This is a genomic window from Asaia sp. A2 (assembly GCF_057319415.1).
Map to the genome: position 1 here is coordinate 32,933 of NZ_JBXWTO010000015.1, position 19,569 is coordinate 52,501.

General features: G+C 55.5%; 16 protein-coding genes. 15 read left to right on the forward strand and 1 reads right to left on the reverse strand.

Annotation, left to right across the window (positions count from 1 at the left end; translation table 11 throughout):
* Positions 1–24: 24 nt before the first annotated feature.
* Positions 25–828 (reverse strand): winged helix-turn-helix transcriptional regulator, encoded by an 804-nt coding sequence (locus ACWNRM_RS12270; protein ID WP_485171087.1) that lies wholly within the window; start codon positions 826–828, stop codon positions 25–27.
* A 507-nt stretch (positions 829–1,335) separates the two neighbouring features.
* Between ACWNRM_RS12270 and ACWNRM_RS12275 the strand changes: the two genes are divergently transcribed.
* The 15 genes from ACWNRM_RS12275 (at position 1,336) to ACWNRM_RS12345 (ending at position 19,545) form a co-directional block, all read left to right on the forward strand.
* Positions 1,336–1,563, forward strand: a complete 228-nt coding sequence (locus tag ACWNRM_RS12275) for a hypothetical protein (RefSeq protein WP_485171088.1) — start codon at positions 1,336–1,338, stop codon at positions 1,561–1,563.
* A gap of 96 nt (positions 1,564–1,659) precedes the next feature.
* Positions 1,660–4,233: a tetratricopeptide repeat protein gene (locus ACWNRM_RS12280; RefSeq protein WP_485171089.1), complete on the forward strand. Its 2,574-nt coding sequence runs from the start codon at positions 1,660–1,662 to the stop codon at positions 4,231–4,233.
* Between the two features lie 143 nt (positions 4,234–4,376).
* Positions 4,377–4,787 carry a flagellar basal body rod protein FlgB gene (gene flgB / locus ACWNRM_RS12285; protein WP_062165227.1) on the forward strand — a complete coding sequence of 137 codons (411 nt, stop codon included), beginning with the start codon at positions 4,377–4,379 and terminating at the stop codon, positions 4,785–4,787.
* Between the two features lie 21 nt (positions 4,788–4,808).
* Positions 4,809–5,216, forward strand: coding sequence for a flagellar basal body rod protein FlgC (gene flgC / locus ACWNRM_RS12290; RefSeq protein WP_023980049.1), 408 nt, complete (start codon positions 4,809–4,811; stop codon positions 5,214–5,216).
* An 81-nt stretch (positions 5,217–5,297) separates the two neighbouring features.
* Entirely contained in the window at positions 5,298–6,041 is a 744-nt protein-coding gene (gene flgF / locus ACWNRM_RS12295; RefSeq protein WP_485171090.1) for a flagellar basal-body rod protein FlgF, read from the forward strand.
* A gap of 618 nt (positions 6,042–6,659) precedes the next feature.
* On the forward strand, positions 6,660–8,324 hold the full coding sequence (gene fliF, locus ACWNRM_RS12300) for a flagellar basal-body MS-ring/collar protein FliF (protein WP_485171091.1): 1,665 nt from the start codon (positions 6,660–6,662) through the stop codon (positions 8,322–8,324).
* Entirely contained in the window at positions 8,321–9,370 is a 1,050-nt protein-coding gene (locus tag ACWNRM_RS12305; protein WP_485171092.1) for a flagellar motor switch protein FliG, read from the forward strand. The genes fliF and ACWNRM_RS12305 overlap by 4 nt, the downstream gene beginning before the upstream one ends.
* Positions 9,370–10,113 carry a FliH/SctL family protein gene (locus ACWNRM_RS12310; RefSeq protein WP_485171093.1) on the forward strand — a complete coding sequence of 248 codons (744 nt, stop codon included), beginning with the start codon at positions 9,370–9,372 and terminating at the stop codon, positions 10,111–10,113. The genes ACWNRM_RS12305 and ACWNRM_RS12310 overlap by 1 nt, the downstream gene beginning before the upstream one ends.
* Entirely contained in the window at positions 10,114–10,467 is a 354-nt protein-coding gene (gene fliN, locus ACWNRM_RS12315; protein ID WP_370458661.1) for a flagellar motor switch protein FliN, read from the forward strand.
* Positions 10,468–10,956: 489 nt separating this feature from the next.
* On the forward strand, positions 10,957–11,700 hold the full coding sequence (gene fliP, locus ACWNRM_RS12320; RefSeq protein ID WP_485171114.1) for a flagellar type III secretion system pore protein FliP: 744 nt from the start codon (positions 10,957–10,959) through the stop codon (positions 11,698–11,700).
* A 502-nt stretch (positions 11,701–12,202) separates the two neighbouring features.
* On the forward strand, positions 12,203–14,386 hold the full coding sequence (locus tag ACWNRM_RS12325) for a methyl-accepting chemotaxis protein (protein WP_485171094.1): 2,184 nt from the start codon (positions 12,203–12,205) through the stop codon (positions 14,384–14,386).
* A gap of 587 nt (positions 14,387–14,973) precedes the next feature.
* A complete protein-coding gene (locus ACWNRM_RS12330) occupies positions 14,974–16,533 on the forward strand; it encodes a methyl-accepting chemotaxis protein (RefSeq protein WP_485172219.1) in 1,560 nt (519 codons plus the stop codon).
* Positions 16,533–16,805, forward strand: a complete 273-nt coding sequence (locus tag ACWNRM_RS12335) for an STAS domain-containing protein (protein WP_485171096.1) — start codon at positions 16,533–16,535, stop codon at positions 16,803–16,805. Before ACWNRM_RS12330 ends, ACWNRM_RS12335 begins: the two co-directional genes overlap by 1 nt.
* Before the next feature lie 19 nt (positions 16,806–16,824).
* Positions 16,825–17,208 (forward strand): response regulator, encoded by a 384-nt coding sequence (locus ACWNRM_RS12340; protein WP_035444293.1) that lies wholly within the window; start codon positions 16,825–16,827, stop codon positions 17,206–17,208.
* Between the two features lie 15 nt (positions 17,209–17,223).
* Positions 17,224–19,545 (forward strand): chemotaxis protein CheA, encoded by a 2,322-nt coding sequence (locus tag ACWNRM_RS12345; RefSeq protein WP_485171097.1) that lies wholly within the window; start codon positions 17,224–17,226, stop codon positions 19,543–19,545.
* Positions 19,546–19,569: the final 24 nt, after the last annotated feature.

A 19,569-nucleotide genomic window follows, 5' to 3' on the forward strand; every position in this document is an offset into this window, starting at 1 on the left:
ATGCCTTGGATACCCTGATCTGGCTCAGCTCTGAGCCTGCCCAGGCGATGCCATGGAACCAAGCATATGAATACCCCCGGTTACGGGGAGGCAATTTTCTCTTGCCAGGGTGCGAACGTGCAATTCTTCCTGAGGCAGAACAATTGTCACAGGTGAAAAGGCAGGCTCATTCAGTCGATAACCTATCCCCCATTGGGTTGTGAATGGCTCATCTATTCCGGAAGCCCTTATCTTTTTCCTGATCTTGCAAATCATTACGTCGATAACTTTTCCAAAGGGCTCGTCCTCACCACTATAAAGGCTATCCAGCAGCACTTCCTTACTCAGGACCTGGTTTTTGCGCATGACGAGAAGGACGAGAAGATCATATTCCTTTCGGGTCAAGGGAACCACGGCCCCGTCAATGTGCACCTCGCGGCGGTCGATACCGACCGACATTCTGCCAACCTGCAATGTTGGGCTGTCATGACCGCCCGCGCGCCTAGCCACCGCGCGCAAACGCGCGAGAAGAACCCTATGATCGGTCTCCTCGCCAACGCAGTCATCTGCGCCCGCGGAAAGCAGTTCGACCTCTCCTTCCGCCGAACCGATTTTACGAACAACGATGACAGGTACTGCAATCTTCCCTTTGCGTAATTGCCGGATGATACGGGTATCCGAAGCGGCCTGCTGCAGAACCACGATATCATAATGCGAGCGCCGCAAGGTCTCCACAATCCCGGCAGGACCGCTGGCCGTGATCGACAGGGACCCTGCTATCGCCGCTTTTGCGAGCTCGTCGCTCGGCCTTCCTGCCCCAGAGCTTTCGGCAACACACAATACGCGCATTTATGATCCACCAATAGTTTTACTTATGATTGTATAATTTTATCTGGTTATTTAGTTTATTAAATATGAAAATATACCTTGATTACCTTACCTGCGTTCACAGACCGACATTACTGGTCAAGAGACCCTCAAGGGGCACAGGCTGACCATACAGGGCAGACATTAACGAGACCACCATTGGGTGACGAAATATGGCTGACTCGCGACGATTTTTTTCCCCTGTTGCCCAAAGTCACCTCCACATCGTCAAATTCCATCAATACCCTCTCCGGTAGACAATTTCGGGATACCCGAAACGTTTCGACAAAAGCATGGCCCTACCATCGAAATCCGTGCTAGCATTGAGTTATGGTGCCTGAGGCGTCCCATATGTAACAAGCAAAAACATTAACGTTATTGTAATAAATAAGGCGCATAACTTGTGACAAGATGTTTTACAATGTAAGCCGCAAGCCATTTTCAAGGGGTATTTTTGCCCCGTTTGACGATTTATAACCGGAAATAACAATGTCAGATATTTCAGCTGCCTCCTCGCTCTCCGCCGCGCTGCGTCAGGCGACAAGCGCGAGCGCGCACACATCCTATGCTGCAAGCCGCCACGGTACCTTGTCATCTCAAGCTCTTGCCGAAACAGCCAAATCCGGGGCAGTGCAATTTTCTGCTGACGGGGGCTTGTCCGCAACCTCTGCACGAAGCGGCTCAACCATCACCCAGATTCTCGATTTTCTGGCCTAACCTGATAGCGCCCATGTCCTGCCAGATAGAAAGAACGCCCGTTACCGCAGGCGTCTGCACTGGAGATATCGGCCACGCTCATTGGGCGGACCGGCTGTGTCGCATCTGAATTTCAAGGCAATCGGGAAAGCCCTGTGCCTCGCACCTGCCGCGTTGCTTCCAGGCCTTGTCTTTGTGGCGTCCGCAAGGGCCGATCATCGGCATACGCTTCCAGGACGCAAAGAGCTGCACCCGCATACGCGGCCTGCCCATCCGCGAGAAATACCAGACCAGAAAGAGCATCTGGCCAATCGGATTTCCGGGAGTGACCTTGTGCAAGGCCTTCCCCCTTCGTGGCGTGCAACGCTTCTGAATGCTCCTGCAGCTTTACCTACGGAAAAGACAGGCAGCAGACCCAAACCCGCCCCTGCACCCCTGCCCGCCGTCACAAAGGCGGCCGCGCCGTCAGGGGCCGATCTGCCCGTGTCAACGTCACAGGCCTCCCAGGATCGGGTCCTGCTGCCTATCCCGCCCAAGGCTGGCATCGCGGCATTCGAGAGCGGGGATCGCTTTGTCATTATCGTTGACAACGCCATTCCGATGGATACGTCCGCGATACATGGAGACGGCGTTTTTTCGTCCCTGAGCGTCGATGTATTGCCAGACGCCACCATCATCCAGCTACGCAGATCAGACAGCCGACCGCTCTTTCTGTCACAACAGAGCGATGGCTGGGTGCTGGGGCTCAAACCGCCGCTTGATATTCCCCAACAGGATCGACGCACTATAAACCCTCACGTCGTCGCAACGGGTGTCCTGTATCCGATGCGCCGCAGCGGACGCGTTCTATCTGTATCTGACCCAGCCTCGGGCGCACGCCTTCTGATTGGCACCTCCCTTCTCGATGATGGGGGCGTCACATCCATGCGACGTACACCGGGATACGATGTGTGGCCGACCAATGAGGGCGTCGTCGTCTCTGCACGTGACGCCGAAATCACGCTATACGCCGTCCCTTCAGGCCTTCTGCTCAATCGAGACGGACGCAGCATGGTGGATGATGGCCAGGCGGTCTATACCAACGACATCGATCTCGAGTGGCTTGCCCTCAAAGATCTTGACGATACCGCTATGCGTCAGAGATTTCATAACGCTTTTCTCGCAGCAGCAGACTCCAGCCCTTCCAAGCGCTTCGAGGCTCGCGTGAAAGAAGCGCAGGCAGCCTTCAGCATGGGAGCATTTACCGAGGCGAGAGGCATATTGGCCGTTGCGCTCAGAGACGATCCAGAGGAAATCGGCCGTCCGGAAATAAGGTTCCTGACTGAAGCAACCGCGCTGATGAGTGGCGATCTTGATGACGCCTCGGGATTGGATGGCCCATGGCCCGAGAAACAGCAACGAGCGGCGCAGTTATGGCGGGCACTCTATCTTGCTCAGGCTAATCAGATCGATGCGCGCGGCACCCATCGCCTCGTGCTTGATCTCGATCGGATCAGGAGTTACCCCGCTAACGTGCGGGATATTTTGCTTCCCCTCGCTGCCGAAACAATTGCGCGCAACGCTACGCCCACTGATCTGCCCGCCTTGAACAAGCTGCCGCAGTTATCTGGCTTTCAGTTGGGCCGCGCGCTCGCCAATATGCGGCTTGGTAGGACTGACGCAGCGCGGAGAAGCTTTGAACACCTCAAGACCGATCGCGATCCTGTAATCGCCGAAAAGGCGGCGGAAAGCGAGATCGTGCTTGACCATATGCAAGGCAAGTTATCTCCCCAGCAGATGATCCATGCCCTTGATGCCATCATCCTCGATGCGCGACTGGCCGGGCGCGAGATGGCGGTTCGCCTCACTCAGGCAGAGGCATTTCTGCAGCTGGGCGATTGGCAAAACGCTGCTCTGATGATCGATCAGGGCGTCCCCTTAGGGCGTCCCTCTGCCTTGATGAGCAAACGTAACACGATACTTCTGAGAGCCCTGAAGGGGCTGGCTGAAATTCCCGCCACCGGTCTGGACAAGCAACAGGCGCTACGCAATGCAGCGCTACTCAAGGCCCATATTGCAGGACTTCCGAACGGTCCCGAGCAGGCCAGCCTACAAGCTGCCTATGGAAGGCTTCTTCTTTCTATCGGTCTGATCGATGACGGGTCCAAAGCACTCGAAGCAGCCGTGCCGGCTCTGGAGAGTCCAGAAGACAAAGCCAGTGCGGGTCTTGCTCTCGCCCAACTCGCCATACAGCAACGAGACGCGGCACGCGCGCTTCAAACGCTCGATATGACCGAGTCTGACACGGTATCCCCCGAACTTCGCGCGCAGCGCAATGTCGCAAGAGCCGAAATTGCCCTTCTGGACGGAAACACGGCAAAAGGTCTCAACATCCTGAAGGACGCACAGGGCCAGTCTGCCAGACTGGTATCAGCGGCCACCTTTGAAAATCAGGGGGACTGGGCCGCTGCGACTCATGAGCTCAAAATTGTCGCACAAGAAGATCTTCCCGCCAAAGGTACTCTTTCGGATGTGGCACAGGACCTTGCTCTCAGACTCGCATCCGACGCCGCACGTGCCGGAGATGACACAACGCTCAAATGGCTTGCAGGGCGCATCGCCGGGAGAGCGATGAGCCCTTCCAGGGCAAGCATATTTTCGCTTTTAACCCAGCACACCCCGCCGCCCACCCTGTCGGCCGGCAATCCATGACATACCAAGGAGAGGCGACGCAGAAATTTTTTGTTACGCATCGCGGTTCTGCTTCTCCAGGCCGCTTTTTCATACTAGAATGGGAACTATCCGAATAATGCTATTTATCGCTTCTGTCGGCGAAGAATGAAGGCCGAAATTTAATGCTCCAAGCAACGTCACCGCTTTCAGTCAGCGCTGATAAAGGGACAGATATTCTCGACCTCGCCAACCGCCGCATGCAGTGGTTGCAGTCGCGCGAGACGCTCATCGCAGGCAATATCGCCAATGCAAATACGCCTAATTATGTGGCCCGTGACCTTCCTGATTTCAAAGGCGCCCTACAGAACCAGATGTCTGTCCAGCTTGCCCAGACCGAGCCAGGGCATATTGCCAGCAACATGAGCCAGAAAGGTTCGGTCAAAGCCGATAGCAGCACGTCGATCGATGGCAACAAGGTCGACCTTGAGAGCGAACTCGTTAAAATTGCGCAGACCGATGACCAACAGCGCATGGCTACGAGCGCTTACAGCACCTATATGTCCATGTTTTCTCTCGCTCTAGGTTCATCCTGAACCTGGTCTTTCGAGGTCGAAATGAACTTCACAGATACTATCGGAATTTCCGCGTCCGGCATGCAGGCTCAGGCGAAGCGCCTACAGGTCGCAGCCGAGAACTTGGCAAACTCTGAAACGACTGGCTCTACACCGGGTTCCGATCCCTACCGCCGAAAAACCATTACATTTAAGGAAATTCTTAATCGCGATACTGGCGTTTCATCTGTCTCAGTGAAGGAGATAGGTGAAGACCGGACGGCCTTCGAGACCCATTACGACCCATCCCAACCGGCCGCAGACAAAAATGGGCTCGTCAAGCTTCCCAATGTCGATGCGATGACCGAAATTATGGATACCCACGAAGCACAACACTCCTATGAGGCCAATTTGAACGCTTTGCAGGTGACGCGTTCGATGCTCACGCGCACGATCAACCTGATGAAGTAATGGATTGTATTTTTATGTTCATGCGCAAGTGTGCGCGCATGATTTCTTTGCCATTCAAAATAAAAAGGCTGGTCGAGCGCCATGGATAGCACTGCTTATATTGCCTTGTCGCGCATTGACGTGCTCAAGCGTGAGCTCGACGTTGCCGCCAATAATCTGGCGAACGAGAACACCGACGGCTTCAAGGGATCCCGGGAACTCTTTTCGCAGTATCTTGTCCATCAGAAAGGGTCCGGGGTGACTCTAGGGGATCGGGAGCAGGCGTATGCCCAGGATAAGGCAACATTCAGGGATCTGGTCCAAGGCCCCTTGAGAAGCACAGGTAACGCGACCGACGTTGCGATCAATGGTGACGGCTATTTTACCGTCCGCACAACGCAAGGGGTACGACTGACCCGCAACGGACAATTTACACGCCGCCTCGATGGCACGATCATTGATAGCGCGGGCAATCCTGTGCTGGACAATAACGGTCGCAATCTTGTTCTGCGGCAAGAGAGCGGAGATTTCTCGATCGCCAAGGACGGAACCATATCGACCGAAGATGGTCCACTGGGGACGATAGGCGTTGTCACGGTCGATAACCCCCAGACACTCATGGCAGAGGGCAGCTTCCTCTTTAAGCCTACAACACCAACGCGGCAGATGCCCACTCCCGAGTTGCATCAGGCAATGCTAGAGGGAAGCAATGTCAATGCGGTAGCCGAAACAACCCGTCTGGTGCAGATCCAGCGCGATTACGATCTCACTTTTCAGCTCATCCAGACGGAGACGACCCGAGGCATGAATGCTATCGACAAGATTGCAGCCGAGCCTAGCAGTTGACGCTAACGAAGCGATTCCGCATGCCGGCCTCTCCCCATCGGTGATTGAAATGCTCCCCTATCGGTCAAGGATCGCAATGAGCTTCCGGTTCTGCGTTTTCTCTTACAGGCCCATGCTTCGTTGCTGCATACTCGGGATAACTGGTCTTCAGCTTTCTGCGTGCGCGGCTGATGACATCGCACGTCATCTTACCGGTCGTGAATGCAACGCCGGTTACATACAGCAGGGTGAAGACTGGTGCGCTCCAGCCGAGCGACCACCTGCGCCACAGCCATATTGCACCCAAAGCTGGAACGGCGTGGACTGCTGGAGCAGACCTGACCTCATGCCAAATGTCGCTCGTCAGGTGGCACAGGGCCCCACGGGCCTGACGCAGGATCAGAACGCAAACCGCCTCAATCTGCCGCTCAAGGAAACACCGCCAACGAATGCCTACATCCCATGATGAGCATACTTCCACGCGGACGGGGAGCATTCAGGCTGGAAAAACTGACGCCTTACAATACGCTAAAATATTTGATGCATCACACAAAAATATACCTCAGAAAACACACGGGAGATTGGATGCCGACCATGGATAAAACAGCAAAACCCGATCGCGTCTGACGACAGTTATTTATGAAAAATCTCCTTACATCCATAAAGGGGCTGGGTCGTAACCAGCTGATTGCCCTGGGAGCCGCAGGGGCTCTGCTGCTCGGACTTCTGGGGTATCTCGCGCTTGGTGGCTCCGGGCAGCCCAACGCACTGGTGTACGGCAATCTGGACCTCAACGAGGCAGCCCGGATGGTCGAAGACCTGTCAAAGGCCCATATTCCGAGTTCGACCTCTCCGGATGGAACGAGCCTTTACGTATCCAGCGACCAGGTTGCAAAAGCTCGCCTCCTTCTCGCCAAGGATGGCCTTCCCAATGGTGGAAGCGTTGGTTACGAGCTGTTCGACAAGAGCGCGACCCTGACGAGTACCCAATTCGAGCAAAACATCAACGAAACCCGCGCCCTGGAAGGCGAACTCGAGCGCTCGATCCGGCTCCTTCAGGGAATACGCAATGTGCGAGTGCATCTCGTATTGCCTCATCGTGACCTGTTTTCGGTGCAGACAAACCCATCTCAAGCGAGCGTCGTTATCGATATCGGCCACGGAGGACGCATCGCACCTGATGGCATACAGGCGATTCAGAACCTTGTTGCCGCCGCAGTGCCGGGGTTGAGGCCGCAATCCATCTCGATTGTTGATACACGCGGCGATGTTCTGGCAAAACCGGGAGAGCCGAACAGCGAGGACGGTCAGGAGAGCGCATTCGAGAAGTTCCGTCATGCCGAGGAGACACGGCTGTCCCAGTCTGTTGAGGAGATGCTCATCCCTACGCTGGGCACGGCGCATGTCAGGGCGCGGGCAGCAGTCGTCATCAACAATGACGAAGTTCACGAAACAGAAGAAAGCTTCGATCCGAACCAACAGGTGCTGCGGTCGCAACAAACCAGTACAGACAAAAGCGTCAACACTGAATCGACCCCCAACACATCTGTCGCGAACAACCTGCCTAACGCAAATGCCGGGCAAACCGACAAAAACGGATCGAGTGATACGCGCGACGAAGAAACCAATAATTATGAAATTGGCAAGCGCGTCCGGGTCGTTAACCAAACTCACCCACGTGTGGCACGAATCAGCATAGCGGTCATGGTTGATGGTTCCTACACGAGGGATAAGAGCGGAACAGAAGTGTGGAAGCCTCTCGATGCAACCGCAATTGACCGCATCACCACACTTGTTAAAACCTCAGTCGGTTACGACAAGGCCCGTGGAGATCAGGTCGAGGTCGTATCAATGCGATTTATGCCGGATGGAGGTGTCGAACCCCTCCCGGCTGCGCCAGGCTTCTTCTCGCGCGCTCACCTGATATATCTGGCAGAATGGATCATACCGATCCTCCTCGCGCTGGGTGCAGGGTTCTTCGCGCTCAGGCCACTCCTCCGTCGCAAAACAACGACACACCCTGCCCTGTCGCGATCTAGCCCCACCCATCTGGAGGCGCTTGGTGGCTCCGGTTCCTACAGGGAGGGAGAGCCTGATCACACCGCTCTCGGACAGGGCTCGTCTAACAGCCTGGCTCTTCGCACTGATACCGATACCGTGTCGATAGACGGAATTGAGGGGAGAGCGCGTGCAGGAACGATTTCGAAGGTCGCTGACCGTATCGATCAAAACCCGGAAAGCAGCCTGAGCATTATCCGAAACTGGCTCGAGGCACCCGAGCCACGTCCGGGAACTCCATCATGAATACCGCCAGCCCCCCCGATATGCCTCCCGCAGCTCCCATAGCGCCGGAATTTTCCCTCTCCGGCAAACAGAAGGCAGCAATTCTTTTCATGGCAATCGGTCGTGACCGAAGCGCCGTACTCATGCAGTCCCTGCACGAGGATGAAATACGTGACATCTCGATCGCCATGGCGGGACTGGGCGTCGTCAAGGCCGCCATGGTCGAATCAGTGTGTCGGGAGTTCGTCGAGAATTTCGAATTGGCCGATGGTCTCGTCGGGACTTTTGAGACAACCGAAGCTTTCCTGCGCCGCTCACTCAGTGCCGAGCAGGTCGAAAAGATCATGGACGAGATCCGTGGTCCCGCTGGCCGCAATATGTGGGACAAACTGGCAAATGTGCAGGAGTCAATTCTCGCCAACTACCTGAAGAGCGAGTATCCGCAAACGGCTGCGGTTATCGTGAGTCGTTTGCAGCCCGCGCATGCAGCACGTGTCCTCGCCTTGCTGCCTGAGGATTATGCGACAGATGTGATGATGCGTATCCTGCATATGGAAACGGTGCAGCGCGAAGTGATTGAGAGTGTCGAGGCGACCCTGCGATCCGAATTCATCTCATCCCTCGGACGGTCATCCAAGCGGGACAGTTATGAACTCCTCGCCGAGGTATTCAATAATTTCGATCGCAAGACGGAGGGGCGCCTTACAGAGCTCATGGATCGTCAGAGCCATGAGGATATGGAGAAGGTCAAATCGTTGATGTTTACCTTTGAGGACATCGCGCGTCTCTCACAGGAATCCCTCATGCGAGTTGTGACCGAGGTGGATCGGGATCGCCTCCCGGTTGCCCTGAAGGGAGCGACGGACAGCGAACGCAAACTCTTCCTTCAGTGCATGTCAAAACGGGCAGGCAATATCCTCCTGGAAGAAATTGCATCGCTAGGCCCCGTACGTGTCAAGGACGTGGAAGCTGCACAGGCAGAAATCGTAACGACCATCAAGAATCTCATGAACGCAGGGGAAATCGATATAAGCGATAACTCCGCAAGCGACGAATTCATCTCCTGATGCGAGACTTCGTTCCTTTTTCGCTCAAGTCCAGACGAGAGGACCAAGCGAGTAACGCTGACTCCGCCCCCCTGCCGCTCGCCCACCACCTCGTTGATTTTGATGCCAAGCCAATGCCTCCGGCACCGCCTCCCGCCACCGATCAATCAGATTCGGCTCTGGCAGACGGGCAAGCGAAGCCTTTGGTGCCCTTGGCTCAGGACGAGATTGATGCGCTGCAGCGTGCCGCTTACGACGCTGGTTTTGCAGCAGGCGCGGCTTCGGAGCAGGCCAGAGCCGAAGCCAACCTATCTTCTACACTGGCGGACATGATCCGTCAGAACGAAGATGTATGCGCCCGCCACTTCGGCCTGGCGCAAAAGGCGGGGGAAATTTTTGCCGAGGCGTTGGTCGACATCGTCCGCGCTCTGACCCGCCTCCCCCCGGAGCAATTAAATGGTATCCATCGCGATCTTTTGCAGGATGCAATCGATCTGATTCTGGGATCCGAGACAGTGGTTGAGGTGACTTGCACCGCAGATGACGAAGTCCGCCTCAGAAGCGCGATTAGCCAGCCTGACAAAATAAGGTTTGAGCCTTGTGCTGTTCCCGGGGATTCACGTATCAGAATCAGCACTGAGACCAACACGATCGTCCTCGACCCGGAAGAATGGCGCAGGAAGGCAATTGAGAAGGTGCTGACCTCACTCAACTCTTTGCAGCGTTCACCAACTGCCTCACCCAAGACGACAAACGGACCGTAAATGATGAATGCAGATAACGGAATGATGGGGCTCGAGGATTTTGCCTCAGAGCCTCTCGATTCTTCAGGTTCCACAACCGAGACAGCAGCTGCCGGCAGCTCCACCGCGCCTCGAACCGAAGCCGTGTACGATATCCCGGTCAAGATTACCGCAGTGATCGGCACTGCCACCATGCCGGTCAGCCAGCTCCTTAGGTTGGGGCGTGGCGCTGTGGTCGAGTTGAACAAGAAACTGGGCGAAGCTGTCGATATCTATGCCAATAACCGCCTCATTGCGCGTGGCGAGCTGGTTGTCGTTGATGACAACAACATAGGCGTGACAATGACTGAAATTCTGTCGTCTTCGTCCTCCTGAGTGTGAACACCATGCTTGCTCAGGGCCAATGTAACGCATGCAACGGGCAGCACGGATGAGCCTCCTGTCATGGGTGAGCTATGGTGCATCGTTTGCACTGGTAATATCGCTCATATTCCTTTTGCGATTTGTTGTGCGCTATCTCGAACCCCGCCTGGGCAGACGGAATACAACCAGAAGTTTACAGATTGTGGAAACACTGCCTCTTGATCCGAAAAGGCGACTGATCGTCTTTTCCTGTCGAGGGCGCGAAGGCCTTCTACTCACCGGGCTAAATGGAGATTCGTTCATCGGCTGGCTTGAGGGCGATTGCGGCCCGAACGACGGTCTCGTCCAGGCTAATCCTGAACCTGCCTCGGGTTTCAGCCAGTATCTCTCCGTCGAGCGTAGCTCATGAATAATTTTGTGATTCATTCAACCGGGGCGATAAAATCCCGCGTAGTGAGCTCATGCAATACCAAAGCTACGACCTCTGGCAAGAGTCGAACCATCGGCCATTGTTTCACGCTTGTTGTCCTCACAGCCGTTCTGCTTTGTGCCCCTTGCATCGCGCACGCGCAGTCTCTTTCTATCGATCTTGGCGGTAGTGGCGGCAGCCCTGGAACAACGAGCCGCCTGATCCAGCTTACTGCCCTCATCACCCTGCTGTCTCTGGCACCGAGCCTTCTTGTAATGGTGACTGCTTTCACGCGTATCGTGATCGTCCTGTCGCTGCTTCGGGGTGCAATCGGCGCGCAAGGTACCCCACCGAACACAATCATCATCGGCCTCTCGCTATTTCTTACGTTTTTCGTGATGCAGCCTACTTTTGAACGATCCTGGTCACAGGGGATCGCACCGATGATCAGTGGGAGCATGTCGGAGATAGACGGCCTCAAGGCTGCAGCAGAGCCGTTCCGCGGCTTCATGGTTGCGCATGCCCGGCCTGGCGATCTCGCAACCTTCTATCATCTGGCCAATCTTACACCTGCCGAAACCGCTGCGGAAACCCCATGGCGGGTCCTGATGCCTGCTTTCATGATTGGTGAGTTGAGCAGAGGCTTCGAAATGGGCTTCCTTCTCTATCTGCCCTTTCTGATCATCGATATCGTCACATCAAGCGTGCTGATGAGTCTCGGCATGATGATGCTGCCCCCTGCAACAATCTCGCTGCCATTCAAGCTCATCTTCTTTGTCATGATTGATGGGTGGCAGATGGTAGCAGGCGGCCTGGTACGCAGCTTCGGCTCCTGACAGACGCGTTTCAGCAATGACGCCACCAGCCAGCTATTCCCACTTTTAACCGAAGCTCAGTCCAACCATTCACCCCGTGAGGGTTGAGACGCAAATGTCGTCGCATGCCTCAGCCATGGAAGCTTTGACCGCACCCCTGCGCGCACCCCGATAAGGCTTAAAGGTACGGATTCCATTCATTACGATCTGTCGTCGGACACGGCAATGAGTACAGAACGCCGCTGCGCAGAATTCTTCTCATGCTGTTACCTGTTTACCAATTTGAACAAAAATCTCGTCCAGAATGAAACATAACGGTGACGGAATATATTGACGTATAACATCCGGCGTGAATGATTAACCTGAATCTAACGTTGCGGGAGCGGGCTTGCCTGCAAACGCGCCTCATGCCCCAGCGCCCACCTTCATGCCCGTCGGGAGTCTCTGCTCTAGCAAATTGTATCGATGAATCTTTTCACCCCTCCTTCCGGCCTCATGCCTCCAAAAACGGAAAGCAGTCCCCGTGCGCAGAAAATCTCTTCATCATCCTGCCTTCAATCTCGCCAGCAAAATCGTTCTGGCCTGCGGCATTTGCTTCATAGCGATCCAGATCGTCGCCGTATCCATATCCGGGTTCATGATGAAGAAAGAGGTAGAGAAAAAAATCTACTCGCAAGCAATCCAGAAAAGTCAGATATTGGGTCAGAAGATCGCCCGATCAATAGCTGAGCAGAGCCTGGTTGTACGAGGCATTCAAAGCGCCATCGAAAGCGGCCATCAGACGGGCGTCTTGAACAAGCAGTTCATTGTTGACCTTCTGGTCGAGGACATGCGGCGTTTTCCAGCGATTTTCGGCATGGATTTCAAGGAGGTTCCATATGGTTTCGATGGGACGCAGCTTCCGGGCGGTCCAGGAACGAACTCGGAGGGAATATTCTTCCCTTATGTCGTGCGCGACAGCCATGGAAATATTGCCGTGCGAACCCCTTCCGCCCACTATAGCGATTTTTACAAGGCCATAATCAGAACAGGCAACCCGGATGGCCTTGAACCCTATATCGACCACGATTCGGGTGTTCCCATGGTCTCCCCGACCTTCCCTATCACGTTCAATGGTAAACGAATCGCCGTCGTAGGGGCGGATATCCCCTTGGACTGGCTTGTCCCTATGCTCAAGGAAGTCCAGATCGCGCCGGGCACCAAGATCTCGCTTCTGTCCAGCCAAGGCTTCTGGGTCGTAAGCCCTACACCTGCCCAGATCATGCAGCACTTCCATGATGACGCCTCCAGAGCTTTCAGCAAGGCCCTCTCTGCGCACGATGTCACCATCATCCCCGGGTTTGACGGTGGGAGTGCAGACCGTATCCTGGTTCCCATCACGGTGGATGGTTTCGGCACTTACTGGACCCTTGTGGTCGACCTCCCGGGTGAGGCCATCACAACACCGGTCTGGCATACAATTTTCACTCTCGTCATTCCGGGCATCGTGCTGATCGTCATTTCGCTCGTCCTGATGTGGCTCATCTTCCGCAAGCTTCTCAGCAACCCGCTAGGCAGCCTGATTCATGCTGTCTCTGAATTGGAAAACCGCCACTATCAGGCACGTGTCTTCGGAACAGAGCGCCAGGATGAACTCGGTGCAATCGCACGCGGGCTGGATGCATTCCGCTCATCATTGCTCAAGGCGCAGGAAGCCGACTTGCTTCTGGAAGGGGAGCGACGCCGTAACGAAGAAGCGCAGCGGGTGCGGCATGAGCAGGATGAACGCAGGCTGGATGACATAAGAAAGGTCGTTGAGCAGATTGGAGGGGCGCTTTCAGCCCTTTCGAACGGCGATCTCGCCTCAGAACTGCGTCAGCCTCTTCCCGATGAGTTCGAAATTTTACGGACGGATTTCAACAGGTCGATCAGGGAACTCGCAAATACCATCTCAGGTATCTCGACTGCTGCACAGACCATCCGGGATGGAAGCGAAACCGTCCATGGCGGTGCCGAGAATCTGGCACAGCGGACCGAACAACAGGCGGCTGCTCTTGAGCAGACAACGGCTGCGATCAGTCAGATCGCGCGCAGTGCCTCTCATTCGGAAGAGCTGATCACCAGCGCCCAGTCAATCGGTGAGGAAGCTTGCCACTCTGCCGCAGCTTCAGCCGATATCATGCGCCGCACACGTGACGCCATGTCGCAAATAGAGAACAGCTCGTCCCAGATTGTCGACATCGTCTCGATTATCGAGAACATTGCATTTCAAACCAATGTCCTTGCCCTGAATGCCAGCATCGAAGCGGCGCGGGCTGGCGACGCCGGTCGCGGTTTTGCCGTCGTGGCTGACGAAGTGAGAACTCTGGCGCAGCGATGCACCGAAGCGGCCAAAAGTGTAAGTGCGCTCGTAGGGAAAACATCAGACGAGATACATATCGGCGCCGAATGTGTGCATGAAACAGAACACGCGCTTGCCACGATTTCCGGTCTTGTCACAACGATGGGTGAAAGACTGACCACCATCGTTCGAAATGCGCGCGAACAGGCGGTAAGCCTGAAGGAGGTCAATTCGGCCATCGGGGTCATGGATCGCACGACACAGCAGAATGCCGGTATCGCAGATGAGGCGCGTTCTGCTTCCAGAAGCCTGTCGGATGAAACACACTCCATGCTTCACCTGATCCTGCGTTTTTCGCTCCCGGCAACGAGCGCGGCGACCTATTGAAGGTCACACCCTCCTGCCTTGAGCGCGTCATGTTGGATCGAGGCAGGTGACCTCCTTACATGGCCAAAATATCGTCAGGCGCTTACCGCTCACACCTGGAGTGGACGCCCACAATCAGGTCGTGCCGGGACTACAGGGGGACAAGCGACGACTCCCCATGGCGGCTGGCCTCTGACAGTCGCCCCCCTCAGCCACCGACGGGAGGTCGTCGATCCTCGATCAGGTTTCTTCAGTTCCTGCACTGCACCAGCAACGCTCATTCAGACGACAGCATGAGACATGGGCACTTTCTGATGATGCGGCAGGAGAACGCGAAAAGCGCGGAAAGCCTCTCTCCGGCAGATAGTGCCTGCGACGTAATAACTCCCTGATATCATGACCCACTAGCCGACAATTTTCGGGATCTCATCATCGTACGCGATACGCTTAACTTGTTCTTAATGGCTTCGTGTGAGCGTAAAGTCTCTGATCTTTGCGGCCGAAGGATAAAGACGAGATCGAAAAGACACTTTGCCCGCCACTCATCATAAATGACTATCGAAACAATAATTTCATATAATTTACTTACGATCGCAGAGTAGGAAAAAATGAAAACCTGGCTGTATCGAGAAGCATCATTCCGGTCCAAAATTGGTACGGTCATGCTTTGCTCCGAAATCCTGCTCGCCGCGATCGTGCTCGGCGAAGTCGCTGCTTTTCTCGCCGGGGCCCTGACGTCAGTCGCCTTTTCTTTCCTGCTGCCACTCACACTGATCACAGCGGCAGCTGTTTTTGCAGGATGGCAGATACTCAACCAGACAATCTCGGTGCCGGTGAAGGCAATCCTCAATCTGGGGGAGGCCCTCCTCCGTGGAGACACACGCACGCGCACGCGTTACACTGGCTTCAGAGATGATAGCGGCTCCCTTGTGGCTCTACTGGAACGCCTTCACAACCAAACGCATGACGATGCTGACCGGGCGGCAGCCCACAAGCATATGAGCGAAGAGATTGAAGAGCTGAAGCGCACCGCTGCCAACAGGCAGAAAAGCGTCGCGTCAGGGGCGGAGACCCTCGTATCTGCACTGAGAACCGTTGCGCAGGGCAATCTGGATTGCCGCATTCCGGCCGAGGCGGCTGAGGGGGAATTCGCGCCGATCCGCGAGGCTTTCAACGAAGCGTGCCAAAGCTGGAAACATATCCTGCAAACAATGGCAAAAAGCTCGGAATTTATTACGACAGGGGCTGCAGAGATTTCCACGGCCTCGGACGATCTCGCCAGAAGAACGGAGCGTCAGGCTGAGAATCTTGGCCAGGCGGCTGCCTCGGTACGTACGATCAGCAACGGCATTCAGACAACTGCCGATGTCTGTTCCGATTCCAGCCTCGAGACCAAGAAAACGCTCGACAAGGTCAAGCTCGCAACAGAAATCATGGCGGATGCCAATGCCGCAATGGTCGGCATTCAGAAATCCTCGACAGCAATAAGCGAGATCATTTCCGTCATCGACGGAATTACATTCCAGACCAATGTTCTCGCGCTGAACGCTGGTGTTGAGGCTGCGCGAGCGGGCGACGCAGGACGCGGCTTTGCCGTGGTGGCGCAGGAAGTACGGTCACTTGCAGAGAAATCGGCCAAATCAGCGAATGAGATCAAACGTCTCATATCTGTTTCCGCAGAGCAGGTCGACAAGGGCGTAACTCTCGTTCAGCGCACGAGTGAATATCTCAGCGATTTCTCCGAAAGCGTTTCGAACATAGCCCAGCGTATTGATGGCCTTACGGTCACAACGCGAGAGCAGGCAGCGCGTCTCGTAGAGGTCACGACGTCGATCAATGAAATGGACCAGGTAACCCAGCAAAACGCAGCCATGGTGGAAGAGGCTACAGCCGCCAGCCATAACCTGAGCGCCGAGACCCGCACTCTTTCAGAAACGCTCGGACGCTTCCACGTGGATACAAATGCGAAGCCGAAAACATCTCCTCCCAAACCGCCAGTGGCCAGGCCGCCGGTCGTCAAACCAGCCGTCACAACGAGGACTGCTGTCGTCCCTCCGGTGGTGAAAAATCCGGCCCAGCCCCCTTCCCCCGCACCTGCCAAACAGGCGGCAGTTCCCAGGCCTGCTTTGCAAGTCACGTCTTCTGACCAGGGCTGGGAGGATTTCTGATGTCCGTCATACCTGTGCCCCCGGAGACGATGCCTCATCAGATCATGCTTCCTGCGCGCCTTGACACCAAGGCTGCCGCAGCGCTGCGCGATGATCTCATTGTGGATGATGGCACTCCCCTGGATGGATCGGAAGTCACTTATCTCGGAGGTCTTTGCCTCCAGATTCTCCTTGCTGGCAAACGCGAGATTATAAACCCATCCGAAAAGATGACTGAAGCTCTGGCACTCTTCGGTGTGCCTTTCCTCCTGCGGGAACCCCGCACAACATAACATCCAGCGAGACCTAGACATGAGCGATTCAAAGACTGTGCGCGTTCTGACGATTGATGATTCCCGAACGATGCAGAGTATGCTCCGGACAGCCCTGGAAGGCGCTGGATACGACGTTATTCAGGGGAATGATGGTGTGGAGGGTATCAGCGTTCTCGAAGCAGCGACCCCCGCGCCGGATGTCATCATTACCGACATCAACATGCCCCGTATGGATGGTTTCGGCGTGATCGAGACGGTGCGCGGGCTTGAGCCGTTCCGTCACCTGCCGGTTATCGTTCTCACAACTGAAAGCGACCAGGAAAAGAAGGCTCGTGCCCGAGCCGCCGGCGCAACCGGGTGGATCATAAAACCCTTCAACTCCGAAAGCCTTGTCTCCGCCATACGTCGCGTCACAGAGTAGAGAAGCAGGATCAGCATGAGCTCAGACATGGACGAAATCCTGGAGATTTTCTTTCAGGAATGCGAAGAGCAGCTGCAGGAGCTGGAAACAGGGTTGTCTGCGCTCGATGCAGATCGTGCGGAGGCGGATACAGTCAATGCGGTGTTCCGTGCCGTGCACTCCATCAAAGGCGGTGCCGCTTCGTTCGGCCTTCAGAATCTGGTCCGCTTCGCTCATGTGTATGAGAACTCGCTTGACGGTGTGAGGTCGGACCGGATCGCCCCCACACGCGACGTCATTGCCGTATTCCTCAAAAGCATGGATGTTCTGAGCGACCTCGTCGTCGAGGCCCGCGGAGGCGTGGCAGTCGATGCCGTTCGCATTGACGAGAACCTGGGCGAACTCCAGCGTGTCAATGCCTCCGGGGCTGGCCATACCGAGGCGAGCCAGGCCACAGATGCAGGGGCCGTCGAGGACAGCTTCTGCCCCGTCCCTATGGAATTCGAGCCTGTCGCCTTCAGCTTCGACGACGATTTCAGCGTTGAGGCTGTAGAAAGTGAAATACCGGCCAGATGGTGCGTTTCTTTCCGCCCCCATGATGAGATGTATCACTGCGGTGACGATGCGCGGAATATCCTGACCGCGCTCTCGAATCTTGCGAAGAGCAAGAGCGAAACGGCATTGATCACTTGCAAGATAGATTCTTTACCTGATCTCGATGCGATAGATGCTGAAAAATCCTATCTCAGTTGGGAGATCCTGTTGCCTTTTACGGTTGAAGAGGCAGCAATACGCGATGTTTTCGATTGGGTCGTTGACAGCTGCACATTTACGATCAGTCGGGACGAAAGAAATTCTGTCCCGACGCAAACGCCCAAGGCGTACCCAGAGGCTGATATAGCTCCTGATTCGGATGAGGGTGCGATTGTCAGCGTCGAGGAGCAGCCCGCTCAGCCCTCAGGCGCCGACCTCGCAATCATCCCGCCAGCACGCGCGGATGATGAGCAGGCACCCCAGTTACCGGCGGTCGACATCCGTCCTCCAGCAGAGAAAATTCTTGAAGCTCTTGCATCGACTTCGCAAACACTGAGGGAGGAAGAGCCTTCCACCGCTGCGGTGAGTGGGACACGCAAGACCGAGACAGCATCCATCCGTGTCGATCTTTCGCGCGTGGACGATCTTATGGATCTCGTAGGTGAACTGGTCATCGCCCAAGCTGCGGTGCAGTCACTCTGCCAGAAGAGCGCCGTATCCGGCCATCATGAGCTGATACAGAGCATTGAGGGCATGCAAACCCTTACAAGGGACATACAGGATGCCGTGATGTCTGTGCGCGCCCAGCCAGTGCGGAGCGTCTTCCAGCGGATGCAACGCGTCGTGCGCGAGGCTAGCGCCATGACGCGCAAGGCTGTCAATCTCGAGCTGGAGGGAGAGGATACCGAAGTTGATCGCACCCTGATCGAAAAGCTGGCGGCACCGCTCACGCATATGCTGCGAAACGCCGTCGATCACGGCATAGAGTCTATTGAAGATCGCTTGGCCGCAGGCAAACCGTCTGAGGGGAATATCACACTCTCTGCCGAGCACCGCTCGGGGCGCATTCTGATCACGATCAAGGACGACGGCGCGGGCGTCAATCGCCAGCGTGTATTCGAGACAGCGGTGAAGCGGGGGATCATCCCACACGACGCAACCCTGAGCGAAGACGAGATTAACAACCTCATCTTTACCCCAGGCTTCTCAACGGCCTCAGAAGTCTCGGATCTCTCGGGTAGAGGGGTTGGAATGGACGTGGTCAAGCAGGCTATCATGAGCCTTGGTGGCCGCGTAGTGATCAGCAGTGTGCCCGGCAAAGGGACAACCTTCAGTCTCAGCCTTCCCCTCACCCTTGCCATTCTCGACGGGATGCTTATCAACGCCGCCGAAACAACAATGGTCATCCCGATCTCAGCCGTCTCTGAAGCCATCATCGTTAGTGAGGGTGATGTTTACGCATTGCCAGATGGTACGAGTATCATCTCGAAGCGCGGCGAATGTATCCCGCTTTTGCCACTCGCAGCGACTCTCGGTCTTGCCGCGCCGAGCAAGCAGGAGACGCTCGAAGGCGCTGTCGTGCTTGTGGTCGAAAATGAGTCGGGCAGCCGCGCAGCACTCATTGTTGATGAAATCTGCGGTCAGACGCAGGTCGTCATCAAGAGCATGGAAAAGAACTATCGCCATATTTTCGGTGTGTCGGCCGCAACAATTCTCGGGGATGGAAGCGTTGCCCTCATTCTGGACGTTTCGGCCCTCATCGCAGCAGCACTCAGCCAGACAGACAACAAATCGATGCTCGGATTGTCCGAGCTGGTAGCCTAGATCTTCATGAACATGCTCAGTATC

Coding starts and splice junctions, on each gene's coding strand:
- ACWNRM_RS12345 (WP_485171097.1), top strand. CDS start 17,224: ATGAGCTCAGACATGGACGAAATCCTGGAGATTTTCTTTCAGGAATGC.
- ACWNRM_RS12305 (WP_485171092.1), top strand. CDS start 8,321: ATGAATACCGCCAGCCCCCCCGATATGCCTCCCGCAGCTCCCATAGCG.
- fliN (WP_370458661.1), top strand. CDS start 10,114: ATGATGAATGCAGATAACGGAATGATGGGGCTCGAGGATTTTGCCTCA.
- flgF (WP_485171090.1), top strand. CDS start 5,298: ATGGATAGCACTGCTTATATTGCCTTGTCGCGCATTGACGTGCTCAAG.
- ACWNRM_RS12275 (WP_485171088.1), top strand. CDS start 1,336: ATGTCAGATATTTCAGCTGCCTCCTCGCTCTCCGCCGCGCTGCGTCAG.
- ACWNRM_RS12335 (WP_485171096.1), top strand. CDS start 16,533: ATGTCCGTCATACCTGTGCCCCCGGAGACGATGCCTCATCAGATCATG.
- ACWNRM_RS12330 (WP_485172219.1), top strand. CDS start 14,974: ATGAAAACCTGGCTGTATCGAGAAGCATCATTCCGGTCCAAAATTGGT.
- ACWNRM_RS12270 (WP_485171087.1), bottom strand. CDS start 828: ATGCGCGTATTGTGTGTTGCCGAAAGCTCTGGGGCAGGAAGGCCGAGC.
- ACWNRM_RS12340 (WP_035444293.1), top strand. CDS start 16,825: ATGAGCGATTCAAAGACTGTGCGCGTTCTGACGATTGATGATTCCCGA.
- flgB (WP_062165227.1), top strand. CDS start 4,377: ATGCTCCAAGCAACGTCACCGCTTTCAGTCAGCGCTGATAAAGGGACA.
- flgC (WP_023980049.1), top strand. CDS start 4,809: ATGAACTTCACAGATACTATCGGAATTTCCGCGTCCGGCATGCAGGCT.
- fliF (WP_485171091.1), top strand. CDS start 6,660: ATGAAAAATCTCCTTACATCCATAAAGGGGCTGGGTCGTAACCAGCTG.
- ACWNRM_RS12310 (WP_485171093.1), top strand. CDS start 9,370: ATGCGAGACTTCGTTCCTTTTTCGCTCAAGTCCAGACGAGAGGACCAA.